We start from the raw sequence: 14,751 nt of genomic DNA on the forward strand, positions 1-14,751 counted from the left end.
AAGCAACCAACTCAATTCCAAGTAACTGTTTTTCAACAAGTTTCTATCTGCATCACCGCCGATGGATGTGCATTATAGAGGATTAAGATCCCTTTGCAAGCGAAAATTAAAAACTTATGACTTGAGCGTTCATTTTTAAAACAACAATCATATTAACTAATTGTTTTATATCAATAATTATTTTAATTATTTATTTTTGACTTAAATAAGCCAGTATCATGCTCGATAATTCTTGTTTAAGTTGTTGTTCTGAGATAAGAAAATTGTTCTGACTAACATATCTCATCATTGTAAAAAGCGTACTATTGATGATTACAAAGGATTTATGCTTCACCTGTTCGAAGTCCCATTGATGGGGATTTCTACTAAATGTATATAGTCCAACTTCAAAAAAATGTTTTTCTAAAATCTGAGCAGCTTGCGAATGACTATAGTCATGCCAATGCTTTAGTACCTCTATAAAAAACCATGATCGGCTTTTAATGCAGCAAATCCTAGTTCTATTGCTAAGGGGATAAGGATATCCAAAGGAATATTTCCTTGCTGCATAACTAATTCTTTGAGTTGCTGCCCCAATAGTTCGCTTTTACGGCGCAACAGTTCTTCTATGATTTGATCTTTATTCTCAAAGTATTGGTAAATTGAACCCACACTTACTCCAGATCTCTCTGCAATTTTAGGAGTGGTGGTATGGAGCAATCCATATTGGGCAATACAGTGCTGTGTCGCCTCTAAAATATGGTCAACAATAATTTTTGAACGCTGTTGCTGTGGGGCTTTTCTCATTGGTTTTTTATTCTTTAAATGTGAATTGAATGCGAATAATTATTCATATTAGCCTATTTATTATTCAGTTCAATAAGTAAGTGACAATATGCAAACAAGCAGCCCGACTCGACTTGCCTCTTTTAATGACATGCAAGACAGTAATTTCTTTACTCAGTTTTTAAATGTCTGTTGCGAAAAACCAGCACAGCCAAGCTATACAGAATATGTGTCTTTACAACGTGCTCTTTATGAAGGGGACGTTGTAATGGATAAAGTAATTGATTGGGTTATGCAAGATCCCAAAGATCACCGCATGATTTTTGAGAAGATATTATTTCAAGGCCGCGATGACTTATCTAAACCCATACCTATTGAGTTAGAAAGTTTCTTTAATTACATTGAACAAAAGCCTGAATGGCTAGATCAACATCAAATTGATGAGGCTATTAAATTTACTCATCGTTTAGGAATAAATAATGGTTTTATTCTTAGAGATTTATCTTTGATGGCAGGATATTTATACCCTGGGTTTAATCAGCCTCTAATTTTAACAGGTGCATTAAAGAAACAGGCGGGTACTCGTTTAGCAGAAACCACAAAATGGTGGGTGGATATTACTGAACCTCAAGGGCTTTCTCGTTTGGGTTCAGGCTTTACCTCGACCATTTATGTTCGCTTTATTCATGCACTCGTTCGCCGGCAATTGAAAAAGTCTGATCGTTGGGATAGCGAAGTTTGGGGAATTCCTCTTAATCAGTTTGATTTAGCAATGACCAATTTAGCGTTTAGCAGTGTGGTTTTACTCGGTATTAGAGCTTTAGGAATATGGCCGACAAAACAGGAAACTAAGAATTTTTTACATTTTTGGCGTTATGTTGGCTGGCTGATGGGTATTGAGGAAAAATGGCTTATTCAATCTGAAACCCAAGGCTGGCGGTTACTTTACTGGATGCAGTTTGCTCACCCGCGCTCCGATCACAGCAGTGTTGAGTTAGGATCAAGCTTATCTAAAGAGCCTTTTGAGAGAAAATATCTGCATTTACGCTCTTTGCAGCAGAAGCTTGCTTACCGACAACATTTAGAACTTACACAATTTTTTATTGGTAAGAAAAGAATGAAACTACTCGGATTACCTCAGCAGTCTGCTTCATGGTTTGCTTATTATCTGATTTTGCGTAATTCATTACTTTATAGTGGTGCAAAGCTTTCACCAAAAATTGAAAACTTCTTATCCAAATCAGGGCGTAATATACAAAAACTTGGTCTAAGTCTTTATCAGAATCAAGGTAAAACAAAAACCTTGGCGAGTATGCATCAATAATTTTCCAAGCCTAAAAATAAAGAATGGAAGTCTGGATATCAGACTTCCATTTTTAAATGTTAGGAACTTATTGAGGCGATGAACTATGCATTTCAGCGTGATTCATTTGCTCAGATGTCTCCATCATTTGCTTATTTTTTTGACTTGGCATGTAGTCAGGCTCATTGTTGATTGCCAAGTAAAAAATGATCATAAACAATAAACTCAAGATAGAAGCCACAATAAGTAACTTCCATCCCCACCAAGACTGTTCAGGCGATAATTTATTTGTCATTTCATTTCTCTCATTAAATTAATATTTTCAGTTCATTTAATTCGCTACAGCTTATTAAAACTTCATGCTCATACGAACCCAGTAGTTTCTTCCAATATTATTGAACTGCTCTTCACTCGCAAATCCAAAGCCTGCACTACCCGCTTTATTTAAGTGTTCGGTGTAGGTTTTATCTAATACGTTGTCGATGCCGACAGAGACATCAATATCTTTACGAAGGTTGTAACTTCCGTTTAGAGAAAGAGTTGAAAAACCTTTACTTGGTTTTAGGTCATATCCCACGATGTTACCCTGATGTAGACTCACGCGGTTTTGCTCAGCAACAGCTCGCCACAACAGACCTAAATTATATTTGTCAGCTACATAGCGAATATTTAAACGACCTTCTAAAGGGGAGATTTGAGGTAGTGGTTTATCATCTGTGGTGTTTTTACCCCAAGCATACATCGCACTCAAATCTGCCTGAATATGATCAGTAAATTGATATCCAATACCCGCTTCCGCGCCTGCAATGGTTGCATCGACATTTTTAGCGCCTGGCGTAATGCCGTGACTACCATGCCCACCATGCTCGTTAGTATGCAAGTGACTATGATCATGATAATTCATCAAAATATAGTCATCTACTAAGCCTGCATAAGCAGAAGCCCATGTATTTAAAGCACCATGTTGTTGTTGGAACCCCATATCCAACTGTAGTGTTTTCTCAGGATTTACACCATTAAAGGTATTAGTTGAGCCAGCATTTCCATGCTCAGGCGAGAAAAGCTCCCAATAATCAGGCATACGCTCTACATAACCTAAACCGATATAGCTTTTTAGGTCATGCTCAGGATGTTGGTTTTCCCAGCGTACAAATGCGCTTGGTAAAGTCTTTTCAAGTTTGGTGTTAAAGCCTTGTGCTTGAGAGTCGGCACGTTCATCTTCAATTGTGACTCGATCTAAACGCACACCTGTGACCAGTTTGCTGAGATCGTTCCATTGATAACCAAGCTCACCAAAAGCACCGTATGATTGAAAACGCATATCTTGACTAAACGGCATATTCATTTTTGGTGAAGACATGCTTCCACCATGTTTATTAAATTGAGAATCTACACCTGTAATCAAACTCCATTTATTCCATTCAGTGGTCATGGCTAAACGTGAATTTAGTGTTCTACGCGTTACTTGCATAGCTGATTTATCTAGATATATTTCATGAGTTTCATGATCATGCTTTATTTCTGGCTGCCGTAAGCTAAAGTTATCCATAATATGGTCGTTATAGCTGTAGTTCACCTGCCCTTCTATTTTCTTGATGACATTAGTGATGTTTTTCTTTTCAAAACGTAGACCTAAGCTTTCACGCGAAAATTGTGAACCGTCCATTGAACGTCCAGCATAAAGCGATTCGCCATCAGATTTTCCACCAGTGAGTTCAACCCATGTGTTTTCATCTGGAGTGAAACCAATCGCCACATCAGCATTCCATTTTTCCCATGCTGAAGGTACGGTATTGCCGTCACCATCTTGATAACTATTGGACTCTGAACGATTAGCATTTAAACGAATATATTTCTTTTCATTACCAATTGCCGCTTCAACATTATGGTCAATACGCCCATATGAACCTAACAAAACACTGGCTTGCCCACGATAAGGTTTCTCTGTAGTGAGCTTTTCAGGCTGACGTTCAAAAAGAACAGTCGCTGCTGAACCCGTATTGGCATATTGAACCGTTTGCGGACCTTTAATGACAGAAATACGGTCATAACTTTCTGGAGAGATATAAGAAGTTGGGGCATCCATACGGTTTGGGCATGCGCCTAAATTTTCGGTTCCGTCAGTTAGAATTTTGATGCGTGAACCAAACATACCTCGGAATGTTACATCGCCATTTGTTCCACCGCTTTGTATTGAGTTAAAACCCATAATACTTTGCAGGTAATCTGCACCATCTGTAGCAGGTACTGGCTGAATCGGTTGCTTTGGATCTGCATGAACAATAAGACCATTTGCATCATTGCCTTGCTGTGCTGTAACAACGATAGGTGCCAATGAATGAAGTGTTTTGGTATCGACATCATTTTTTTGGGAATCAGCAAAAGCTATACCCGAATGAGAGACAGCAAACATCGCAACCCATAAAGGTTGTAATAAGAATTTAGAATGTGACATTTTTTATACGCTCTAAAACATAAATAAAGTGATATTGAAGTCAGTTAAGACCCCAACAAAAAATTGCTTTTATTTATGCAAATAGAGGTGGTGCACGCCCTTGCGGGAGTAGGAAAAGTCGCTGTAGCGCAAAATAAACATGTTTGAATGCTTGCTGATAGGCGACTAAGCGAACTTGTATGCGAACTAAAACTTCTTTTATGCCGAATTCAGGCGGTAAAACCAGATTGGCATAGACGGTACAATATTGACATTGATGGTTTGCATCATGATGGTCATGGTGTTCAGGTACTTGAGCCTGCTCAATATGATGTTCATGATGTGAATGCATGGTATGTGACATGGCTTCCGTCTGTGCTTTAGGCTTCAGCAAAGCACGGGTAATAGTTTCACAGACCGGAGCAATTTGATATTGCTTCGGTAATAGCGGCTGTAGAAATACCGCGACCTGTAAAAATACTGCTGCGCATGCAAGCAACAGACCACTACGAAAAACCAAAAATCACATCCACACTATATTAATATTTGAAGAATAGAAATTTTTAACGTTTTACTGCAACTTTTTCACGCTCACGTTGACGAACAACTTTTTCGACTTTTTCTCGCGCACGCTGACGTTTAAGTGGCGACAAATAATCCACAAATAATTTGCCATTTAAGTGATCCATTTCATGTTGGATACAAACAGCGAGAAGTCCATCAGCTTCTATCTCAAATGCTTGACCTTCAAGGTTAATTGCCTCAATTTTCACACGTGACGGGCGCTCAACTTTGTCGTATATTTGTGGCACCGATAGGCAGCCTTCTTCGTACTGCTGCTTATCTTCTGTCAGTGGAGTGATTTTGGGGTTAATAAAAACCAAGGGTTCATCTTTAGCTTCAGATAAATCTATAACGATTAACTGAATATGACGATCTACCTGTGAAGCTGCTAAACCAATACCTGGTGCGGCATACATGGTTTCAAGCATATCTGCTGCAAGTTGACGAATTTCATCAGTAACTTCTTCAACAGGCTTAGCAATGGTACGAAGACGGGGATCAGGAAAACTTAAAATAGGTAATAAGGCCATACTGACGTCCTCACTTATGCCATTGATTGAAAAACCAAATGAAGGAAATACTTCATCGAAAAATTGTGTGTAAGCCGCTCATTATAACGCATCTGCACACATAATTTTTAGGAATTATCATAATGAAAAAGGTTTTTAACGGCATGGATGAATTTCATGCTTTGGGGATAAAAAAGCATTTACTTGCTTTCGCACTTTTTACAGGGGTTGTAATGGGTACAGTAGCAGAGGTTCATGCTGCTAGTCCGAACCATAATCCACCCTCTCTAAAAAGTAATGCACCACATGTCTACGTTGTAAAACGAGGAGATACGCTGTGGGATATTTCTGGTCATTTCCTAAATAAACCTTGGCGCTGGCCAGAAATCTGGGCAAGTAATCAGCATGTCAAAAATCCACACTGGATTTACCCGGGTGACCGCTTATTGTTATGCAGTTTAGCTGGTCGCCCATTGATAGGTAAAGATGAGGGAGATGGTTGTGTCGGCATTATTCGTCGCTACACAGGCCAAACAGCAAACTTACAACCTCAAGTTCGTGTGGAGTCGCTCAACGATAATGTGCCTGTTATTCCACTTGAAGATATCAAACAGTGGTTAGAACACGGCACAATTTTACCAGCCGATGCAATTGAACACACCCCCTATGTAGTGGGAACTGCCGATCAGCGCGTACTTGCTGCAAAGGGTCAAACGATTTATGCCCGTGGACAAGGCTTAGTTAATGGCCAACGTTATGCAGTCTACCGTGAAGGTGAACCTTACTATTTCACAGACAGTAAAGGCAAAAAGCACAGTCTAGGTATTGAACTACAACAAGTTGCCTCGGGAATTGCGATCTCTTCTGAAAAAGACATAACAACGCTTGAGTTAACTGATAGCTACGATTCCGAAGTGCGTCGTGGTGATCGGGTTATGCCAGAAGAAGAAGCAACATTACCTACTTTATTTTATCCGGTAGACGCCACTCAAGTTACAGATGCCGGCAAGATCATTCGTGTAATGGGTTCAATTGGCAGCGCTGCCAAAAATAGTGTAGTGACTTTGGACCGCGGTACGGCTCAAGGTGCTAAGGTTGGTCAAGTTTTTGATATTACCCAACAAGGTGAAACCATTCGAGACCCTAAAACCAAAGAACCAATACAGTTGCCTGGACAACAGATTGGTAGTCTTATGGTTTTTAGAACCTTTGATCAGCTTAGCTATGCCTATGTATTAGAAAGTGAATTACCTATTAAGGTAGGTTCAAGTATTCAGCCACCTCGTTTTGATGATTAACGCTGGATATACCCTTTACAATGCTTACTCAACTTTCATCACACCATTACCACACCCTTAAAGTGTGGTATTTGGTTCAGCACTCTTTAGTTAGCTTTAAAAAAATTTTCGACTATTTCGGTAGCTGTGAAACGGCTGTACAACCTGCTGGGTTAGCCCAATGGTCTAATCTCGGTTTACATGCCAATCATTTAAAACGCGTAGATGAATTTCAAACTGCTCAAGGTCAGGCTCATTTTGAAAAATTGATTGAGCAGATCCAGCAATATACCGACTTTATTTTAACGCCCGATGACTCTGGTTATCCTACGCAATTGCTACCTTACACAGATCATCCGCCCATCATTTTTGGAAAAGGCCAAGCTCAAGCTTTGCTACAGCCACAAATTGCTATTGTAGGTAGTCGAAAACCAAGCCCGCATGGTCGTCAGGTTGCTTATGACTTTGCCTATTACTTAAGTGAAAAAGGATTTTATATAAGTAGTGGTTTGGCATATGGAATTGACGAAGCTGCTCATCAAGGAGCTTCAGTACATCAACGAACTATTGCTGTAACCGGAACAGGTCTAGACAGCACCTACCCTGCTCAGAATAAAAAACTTGCAGAACAGATCTTGGCTCAAAACGGCGCCATCATTACTGAGTTTCTACCCGGTACGCCACCATTACAGCAGCATTTTCCACGTAGGAACCGAATTGTTAGTGGTTTGAGTTTAGGAGTACTCGTCGTCGAAGCAACTTTAAAAAGTGGCTCTCTGATTACTGCCAACAAAGCTGCTGAGCAAGGTAAAACGGTGTTTGCTATTCCTGGCCATATTTATAGTGAGTTTCATCAGGGCTGTCATCAACTCATTCGTGAGGGCGCAATCTTAGTCGATCACCCTGAACAGATTATTGAGGACCTTGCTCTCCCAACACAGTGGCAGAGTCAACAACAAAGCCAAAGTGAAGCAACTGAAACTGGCGCGCCAGAAATTCCTGAACATTTAATTAAACTATATCAATCTTTAGACTGGATCGGTCAAGATATCGATCAGCTTGTTGTGCACCATTCACAACCCGTTGCTGAACTCACCTCTTCACTCATGGAACTAGAACTACTTGGTTTATGTATGCAACAATCAGGGCTGTATTTACGTTGTCGCTCTTAGTACTGGAGCGCACAATAGCAATTCTGTCTGATTGAAAGGAAGAGTATTACCATGATTACCACCTCAGTTACCGAAGCAGCCGAAAGTTTACATCAAGGTCAAGTCTTGGCGTATCCAACTGAGGCAGTTTGGGGGCTAGGTTGCGACCCTTTTAACGAACAAGCTTTTCAAAAAATTCTAGAGCTGAAACAAAGACCTATTGAGAAGGGTGTCATTTTATTAGCCGGCCATATTAGCCAAGTTGAGCACCTGTTAACCTCTTTACCTCAAACAACCCAACAAGAAATTATTGATTGTTGGACGCATCACCAACCCTCAGAAAGAGCCACAACTTGGCTCTTGCCAGCTGGTGAACATATTCCTTCATGGATTAAAGGTGAACATCCACTTGTCGCTGTTCGAGTCACCACACATCCTTTGTGTGTAGCATTATGCAATGCTTTTCATGGTTTTATTGTCTCGACTAGTGCCAACCCGAGCGGGCAAGAACCTGCTCATTCACTACAAGATGCCTGCCAATACTTTGGTTCACAATTAAACTATCTCAATGGTGATTTAGGCCAAAGTCAGCAGCCAAGTAGAATTATTAATGCTCTCACAGGCGAGATTATCCGCGCTTAATTTCAAACAAAAAAAAACTCAGTTATATAGGGATAACTGAGCATAAAAAAGGATGGGTATATACCGCATCCAGAGGGTTTGGATATCTCTGCAACGAAAGATAATTTGCCAAAAAGAGCGTCTTTCGTAGTGGTCGCTATTATGTGGCAATAGACTAAATGAGAGAAATATATAATTTCTCTAAAAAAAGCATGAAAAGTGTAGAGAATTTACGGTTTTTCGCTTAAAAATTAAAATTATATTAATATTTTTATTCGGCTTTTTTAATATTTATATTTCAACCTAGTTTTATAATCTATTTATAAATCATATAGAAAAGCTTTAACTAATAAAAAAATGGCATATTTTCATTAATTTTTTTCAAAATATGCCATAGTTTTTTTAGTGGTCTTAGTTTTGCTCTTGTATCAACTCACTCTTTTTGGAACTGACCTTCTTTTGAGCCATGATGATACCAATTAAAATTATTACACCACCTAGTGTGTGATAAATGGTCCACTGCTCAGATAACCAGACACTCGCAATAATTGCTGTAAACACAGGAACTAAGTTCATAAAGATACTTGTTCTATTAGGACCAAGTTGCTGAACAGCCAACATCCAAACTAAAGGCGCAATGAGTGAAGCAAATACTCCTGCATAAATAGCACTCGGAGCATTTTGTGCATTTAAAGCATCCAGTCCGAACCAGAAAATCAAAGGAAGGTGAAATATTACAGAAAAACCAATCTGGACATATAAGCTCGTCATGATTGGAAGTGGCAACTGCCATTTTTTTAGAAAAACCCCATAAAATGCATAAAAGAACACAGCGATAATCATTAAGGCATCACCAAGATGTCCACCAGAACTTAATAAGTGACCAATATCTCCTTGGGACATGACATAGAGCAAACCTGCAAAAGACAAAATACTGCCAAAAACTGCAAAGCGATTAGGCACATCTTTTAAAATGGCAAGAGAAACGAAAATCGTAAAGATCGGAATAAATGCATTCACAATTCCCATATTAGTTGCACTGGTATAATGGGCAGCCGTATAAGCAAGCCCTTGATAAAGCACCATTCCAAATGCACTTAATACTGCTAATTTAGGCAAATACTGTTTTAATAAGTGTCGCTGTTTCCAAACCGGTAACAACATAAATGGGGTTAAAATAATAAAGGCGATTAACCACCGGTAAAAACTGATACTGACCGGAGAGATATAATCAGAAACATAGCGGGTAACTACAATATTCAAAGACCAAATCAGTACTGCCAAAATGGGAAATATAAATGCCCATTTATGATATTTCATGACCTGACTCATAGTAATACGCCATCTGTAAAAGAGAGTTTATTTTGAAGAATGTCTTAATAAATTGAAATATCGTATTTCCGACATTGATATTGAACTTAGGACATCATCCATTTTTTAGAATAATGTCCAAGTCTTCATGGCATGTTCCACAACTTTGTGTAATTGCTCGGTACTCGCCCCATCTCTTGCCTGAATCGTTAACCCTTGAATGACAGTTGCATAAAAGTCTGTCATTTCCTGTAACGGTGCATTCGAAGACAAATCACCCTGCTCTACGCCTTGTTGAAGACGTTTGAATAATTTTTCTTTGGTCTTTATTCTTTTATCGAGAAGATTTTGCTGCACATTCTGAGTAGCGTCAGAACAATTCATAGCTGCAACAACGAGCATACAACCAGCGGGCTTATTTGGCTGGACGAGTCTTTTAACGTTATCGTATAGATAAAGTTCAAAAGCGATTTTTGCTGTTTTTGCTTCTAAAAAGATGGTTTCAATAGGGCATGCTTCATGAGCCAAGTAGTAATCAATACTTTGATAAAACAGCCCAGCCTTATCTCCAAACGTACTGTATAAACTTGGTGCTGTAATTTCCAAAGCCTGTGTTAAATCACTGATCGACGTTGCTTCATAGCCATGCTCCCAAAAAAGCAACATTGCCTTTTGCAAAACCTGCTGTTCATCAAAGCATTTAGGACGTCCACGCTTTTTTTTCAGCGTGTCCTCAGCAGCGATCAAATTCGTTTCATGCCTATTTGTCATAAAGATCACATCTATTTTTATAACAATCGTTATTAAATTAATTGACGTTCGATTTTTTATCAACTATTTTATTTTCATAATGATCGTTAGTTAATTAATAAATTGCCTTTCCTCACTCCAAATTTAGCCAAGTAAGGATTTCCTATGGACCAATCTTCTATCTCTAAAGCGCGACCCACGACCTCCCCACAGGGAAGCTGGTTTGCCATTTTGGCCGTTGCCATTGCAGCATTTGCATTAGTAACAAGTGAATTTTTACCTGTTGGTGTTTTAAATAGTGTTGCAACAGATTTAAATATTTCTGTAGGTACAGCCGGTCTTATTATTACTGTACCCGGCATTATGGCCGCGATTGCCGCCCCCTTATTACCAGTTTCAGTGAAACAACTTGATCGACGCTATGTTCTCATTTTACTGACAGCAATTATGGTTATTGCCAATACCATTACTGCTTTTGCTGAAAACTTTCATATTTTATTACTCAGTCGCTTAATCTTAGGCATCTCAATTGGCGGGTTCTGGGCCACGGCAATCGCTTTAAGTGGAAAATTAGCTCCCGCTCATCTCCCTATTGCTAAAGCAACTGCTGTTGTAATGGCTGGTGTAACTTTTGCGACAGTTTTAGGTGTTCCTATTGGAACATGGTTAAGTGAATTTTATGGCTGGCGCAGCGCTTTTGGAATTACAGCAGGAATTGGCTTAATTGTTTTAATCTTACAATTAATCTTTTTACCTAAACTTGTTCCAGACTCGCCAATCCATATGAGGGACTTACCAGCATTATTACGCACGCCTAAAGCACGTAGCGGCATGCTGATTGTCTTGCTTATCGGCCTTGCTCATTTTTGTGCATATAGCTATTTAGCACCTTTCTTTAAGAATATTGCTGGCTTTAACGGAACAACGATTAGCTCATTATTATTGCTCTACGGAATTGCAGGTATTTTCGGAAATGCATTTGCTGGATATAGTGGTAATTTGAATGTCCGATATACACTTGCCTTTGTTAGTGCTTGCTTTGCAATTGTATTTTTTGGATTCCCACTTTTTGCCATCCATGAATTTGGTGCTATTGTCTTAACTGCTTTATGGGGCTTCGCATTTGGTGCTTTTCCTACCTCAGCCAATATCTGGATGTTTGTACATGCGCCACATGCAGTTGAAAAAGGTATGCCTCTTTTTGTAGGTATGTTTCAGGTCATGATTGCCACAGGTTCATTATTAGGCGGTTATGTGGTTGATCATTTCAATGAAAATACCTTAATTTATGGCGTATTAAGTTTTGTAGCTTTAGCACTCGTAAGTACTTTTACCCTAGCAAAAGGCTTAAATAACCCTAAAGCGACCTGTGAAAATTAAAATATTAGTCTGAGTACAAAGATGAACAATGAGGACCAACAATTTTCTTTATTGAACAGTATAGAAGTTCATGAATTTCTATATCAAAAAGAAGATATTGTTCGTCCTCATGCCTCGCTCTGGGGAGATTTTAATTTCAGCTTAAATGGCATTTTAGAAATGCAGGTGGAAGAACAGCTATATCTGTCTCCACCTAGTTATGGACTTTGGATTCCACCTCAAACGGTTCATCAATCGACTGATATTGATCACGAAATTCACTATATCTGTATTCGTCTACATCCCCGCCTATGCTCTGTTTTAGGAGATGTCTGTCAGTGTTTTAGTATCCAGCCCTTTTTTCGGACGTTGGTCCTCCAAATTCTGGAACAACAGAAGCAGAATAAAAAACCTGAATATTTAGAACATCTTTTACAAGTCTTATTCGACCAATTACAACAAGCCCTAGCCTATTCGCATTATTTGCCTCAAACGCGGCATCCAGTTTTATTGCCTATTTTAGAAAAGCTTTCCGACCCATTACTTTTTGATCACTCTTTACAACAGTTACTCCAAAATTTCTCGGTAAGTGACCGTCACCTGTTACGTTTGAGTCAACAAGAGCTACAACTCTCTTTATCTGAATGGAGAAATCGAGCCAAAATTGTTTATGCGATTCATCAAATACGACAAGGTACTCCAATTAAACGTTTAGCATATGATTTAGGTTATCAACATAGCTCAAGTTTTATTGAGTTTTTTAAACGTTATACTGGACAAACACCTATTCAAATTAGAAATAACTAGAATTCGCTTTATCTTTTAAAATCTTTTTCTTTTTTGAACACGAATATTATTGCACTACCCCTCAATAGCAGTTAAAACAAATGCGTTACTTGATATCAACTACAATCTTTAGGAAATACTCATGACACAATCTGTATATCACATCCCAGTAAAAGCTATTTCAGGCGAAACGGTTGACCTTGAACAATATAAGGGCAAGGTTTTACTTATTGTAAATACTGCTTCTAAATGTGGTTTAACTCCACAATACGAAGGCTTAGAAAAGCTTTATCAAGCAAAAAAAGATCAAGGCCTTGAAATTTTAGGTTTTCCAGCAAACAACTTTAAAGAGCAAGAACCAGGTTCAGATGAAGAAATTCAACAATTCTGTTCATTAAATTACGATGTTCACTTCCCTTTATTTTCTAAAGTGTCTGTTGTCGGTGAAGATAAGCACCCACTCTATGAAACTTTGACAGCAGCTCAACCAGAACGTACTGGTGAAGGACCTTTCCGTGAGCGTTTAGAAGGTTTAGGTATTCCAACTAATCCAGCTCCAGAAGTTTTATGGAACTTCGAAAAATTCTTAATTAATAAAAATGGCGAAGTAGTGGCTCGTTTTGCTCCAAACCTAACTGCGGATGATGAACAAATCGTTAAAGCAGTTGAAGCAGAGTTAGCAAAATAACGTTTAAAAACGTAAAAAAGAGCGTTTTCTACGCTCTTTTTTATTATCTGGTCAAAATGTTGTTTGTTTGCAAAAATACAATCTTTCTCCATATTTTATGCCTATAGTACCTATTTGCTTTATTTGATGTTGTTTGTAGTTATGAAAAAAGTTTTACAGGGTGCGTTTCTTCCTTTTGTAATTTTTGCCTCAGGCATGCTTTTACTCGGGTGTGATCAGGCACAAGACCATGCTACTGAACAAGAAAATACTGAAATAACTGAAAAGGCGTCCGATCAAGCTATTGAACGACAAGAGTCAGATATTGCTCCAAGCAAAACCGAATTTAAAAGCGGCAATATTTTTTATATGGTTCGAGATGCTGCTAATTTACAGCTTAAAGCTGGAGATTATGTTGAACAACTTAAAGACACTCAACTTGACGTTGAACAAGCTATTCAAGATAAAAATCAAAATGAATTAAAAACAACTGTTTCAACTTTAAAACAGCAATTACAAGGTTTAAATCAAGCTCTTCTCACCTTAGATATCAAAAGTCAGGAAATTGAGAATATTCGCCAAAGTTTATTACATGCAAATCAACAAGCTCTAAGCATGCCTTTACTAAATGGGAAATTAGATCAAATCAATTTTGAACAAATTGAAAAACAGCTTAATACCATTCAAATGGATATGGTTAAACTCGCAGCTATGATTATGGCTGGAGATGAAAAACCTGATCCAAAAACTGATTCTTAAGTTATATCCAAATAATAAAAAAGCCACCTTACGGTGGCTTTTTTTGATGAACACTGCACAAATTATAATGCGCGGTTCTTCATCTTACGGATAGTTTCAAGCTGACCTGAAATCTCTGATAGAGATGCCAATGCAGCAGCTGAGTCCAAATCACTCTTTTGGTTCGCAAGCAATTGTTCAGCATTTTTACGTGCTTCTAAAATTGCAGCTTCATCCAAGTTGTCAGCACGGATTGCAGTATCTGCAAGAACCGTTACAACATGAGGTTGAACTTCTAAAACACCGCCAGATACATAGACGATTTCTTCTGTACCATTTTCCAACTGAACACGAATCGGGCCCGGTTGAAGCAAAGTCACAAGTGGTGCGTGTCCTGGCAAAATACCAAGTTCACCACCTGCGCCTTTCGCGATTAACATCGTTACTGCGCCAGAGTAAATAGACTCTTTAACACTTACGACATCACATTGCATAGTCGCCATGAGATGATCTCCT

General features: G+C 38.6%; 15 protein-coding genes and 1 pseudogene. 8 read left to right on the top strand and 8 right to left on the bottom strand.

Annotated features, from left to right (window positions below; genetic code table 11):
• Window positions 1-216: 216 nt before the first annotated feature.
• Window positions 217-786, bottom strand: a pseudogene (locus ASF86_RS17050) (TetR/AcrR family transcriptional regulator).
• Window positions 787-874: 88 nt separating this feature from the next.
• On the opposite strand from ASF86_RS17050, the gene ASF86_RS17055 reads away from it, so the two are divergent.
• Entirely contained in the window at window positions 875-2,089 is a 1,215-nt protein-coding gene (locus tag ASF86_RS17055; protein ID WP_056483928.1) for an oxygenase MpaB family protein, read from the top strand.
• 67 nt (window positions 2,090-2,156) lie between these two features.
• Here the strand turns inward: ASF86_RS17055 and ASF86_RS17060 are convergent, their stop codons facing one another.
• From ASF86_RS17060 to def, 4 genes are all read right to left on the bottom strand, one after another.
• Entirely contained in the window at window positions 2,157-2,363 is a 207-nt protein-coding gene (locus tag ASF86_RS17060; RefSeq protein WP_056483931.1) for a DUF4199 domain-containing protein, read from the bottom strand.
• Between the two features lie 54 nt (window positions 2,364-2,417).
• Window positions 2,418-4,523 carry a TonB-dependent copper receptor gene (locus tag ASF86_RS17065; RefSeq protein WP_017391507.1) on the bottom strand — a complete coding sequence of 702 codons (2,106 nt, stop codon included), beginning with the start codon at window positions 4,521-4,523 and terminating at the stop codon, window positions 2,418-2,420.
• 73 nt (window positions 4,524-4,596) lie between these two features.
• Window positions 4,597-5,022: a DUF2946 family protein gene (locus ASF86_RS17070; protein ID WP_017391508.1), complete on the bottom strand. Its 426-nt coding sequence runs from the start codon at window positions 5,020-5,022 to the stop codon at window positions 4,597-4,599.
• A gap of 43 nt (window positions 5,023-5,065) precedes the next feature.
• Window positions 5,066-5,596 carry a peptide deformylase gene (def, locus tag ASF86_RS17075; RefSeq protein WP_004795267.1) on the bottom strand — a complete coding sequence of 177 codons (531 nt, stop codon included), beginning with the start codon at window positions 5,594-5,596 and terminating at the stop codon, window positions 5,066-5,068.
• Window positions 5,597-5,718: 122 nt separating this feature from the next.
• Here def and ASF86_RS17080 point away from each other — a divergent pair, with 122 nt between their 5' ends.
• From ASF86_RS17080 to ASF86_RS17090, 3 genes are read left to right on the top strand one after another with little or no spacing between them, the layout of a single operon-like run.
• The gene (locus ASF86_RS17080) at window positions 5,719-6,873 is read left to right on the top strand and encodes a LysM peptidoglycan-binding domain-containing protein (RefSeq protein ID WP_056483933.1); all 1,155 of its coding nucleotides are present in this window, start codon (window positions 5,719-5,721) and stop codon (window positions 6,871-6,873) included.
• Between the two features lie 20 nt (window positions 6,874-6,893).
• Entirely contained in the window at window positions 6,894-8,024 is a 1,131-nt protein-coding gene (gene dprA, locus ASF86_RS17085; protein WP_056483935.1) for a DNA-processing protein DprA, read from the top strand.
• 51 nt (window positions 8,025-8,075) lie between these two features.
• Window positions 8,076-8,645, top strand: a complete 570-nt coding sequence (locus tag ASF86_RS17090) for an L-threonylcarbamoyladenylate synthase (RefSeq protein WP_056483937.1) — start codon at window positions 8,076-8,078, stop codon at window positions 8,643-8,645.
• 390 nt (window positions 8,646-9,035) lie between these two features.
• On the opposite strand, the gene ASF86_RS17095 is transcribed toward ASF86_RS17090, so the two are convergent.
• Window positions 9,036-9,956 (bottom strand): DMT family transporter, encoded by a 921-nt coding sequence (locus ASF86_RS17095; RefSeq protein WP_003655508.1) that lies wholly within the window; start codon window positions 9,954-9,956, stop codon window positions 9,036-9,038.
• A 105-nt stretch (window positions 9,957-10,061) separates the two neighbouring features.
• Window positions 10,062-10,715, bottom strand: a complete 654-nt coding sequence (locus ASF86_RS17100) for a TetR/AcrR family transcriptional regulator (protein ID WP_081407765.1) — start codon at window positions 10,713-10,715, stop codon at window positions 10,062-10,064.
• A 135-nt stretch (window positions 10,716-10,850) separates the two neighbouring features.
• Here ASF86_RS17100 and ASF86_RS17105 point away from each other — a divergent pair, with 135 nt between their 5' ends.
• The 4 genes from ASF86_RS17105 (at window position 10,851) to ASF86_RS17120 (ending at window position 14,256) form a co-directional block, all read left to right on the top strand.
• Entirely contained in the window at window positions 10,851-12,065 is a 1,215-nt protein-coding gene (locus tag ASF86_RS17105) for an MFS transporter (protein WP_005037438.1), read from the top strand.
• A gap of 21 nt (window positions 12,066-12,086) precedes the next feature.
• Window positions 12,087-12,851 (top strand): AraC family transcriptional regulator, encoded by a 765-nt coding sequence (locus ASF86_RS17110; RefSeq protein WP_056483943.1) that lies wholly within the window; start codon window positions 12,087-12,089, stop codon window positions 12,849-12,851.
• 121 nt (window positions 12,852-12,972) lie between these two features.
• Complete coding sequence (locus ASF86_RS17115) at window positions 12,973-13,518, top strand: glutathione peroxidase (RefSeq protein WP_004640554.1); 546 nt, start codon at window positions 12,973-12,975, stop codon at window positions 13,516-13,518.
• Window positions 13,519-13,659: 141 nt separating this feature from the next.
• Window positions 13,660-14,256 (top strand): hypothetical protein, encoded by a 597-nt coding sequence (locus ASF86_RS17120; protein ID WP_081407766.1) that lies wholly within the window; start codon window positions 13,660-13,662, stop codon window positions 14,254-14,256.
• Window positions 14,257-14,318: 62 nt separating this feature from the next.
• Here the strand turns inward: ASF86_RS17120 and ASF86_RS17125 are convergent, their stop codons facing one another.
• The gene (locus ASF86_RS17125; protein WP_003655525.1) at window positions 14,319-14,738 is read right to left on the bottom strand and encodes a F0F1 ATP synthase subunit epsilon; all 420 of its coding nucleotides are present in this window, start codon (window positions 14,736-14,738) and stop codon (window positions 14,319-14,321) included.
• Between the last annotated feature and the right edge of the window lie 13 nt (window positions 14,739-14,751).

The sequence above is a fragment of the Acinetobacter sp. Leaf130 genome (assembly GCF_001423205.1).
Taxonomy (GTDB): domain Bacteria; phylum Pseudomonadota; class Gammaproteobacteria; order Pseudomonadales; family Moraxellaceae; genus Acinetobacter; species Acinetobacter calcoaceticus.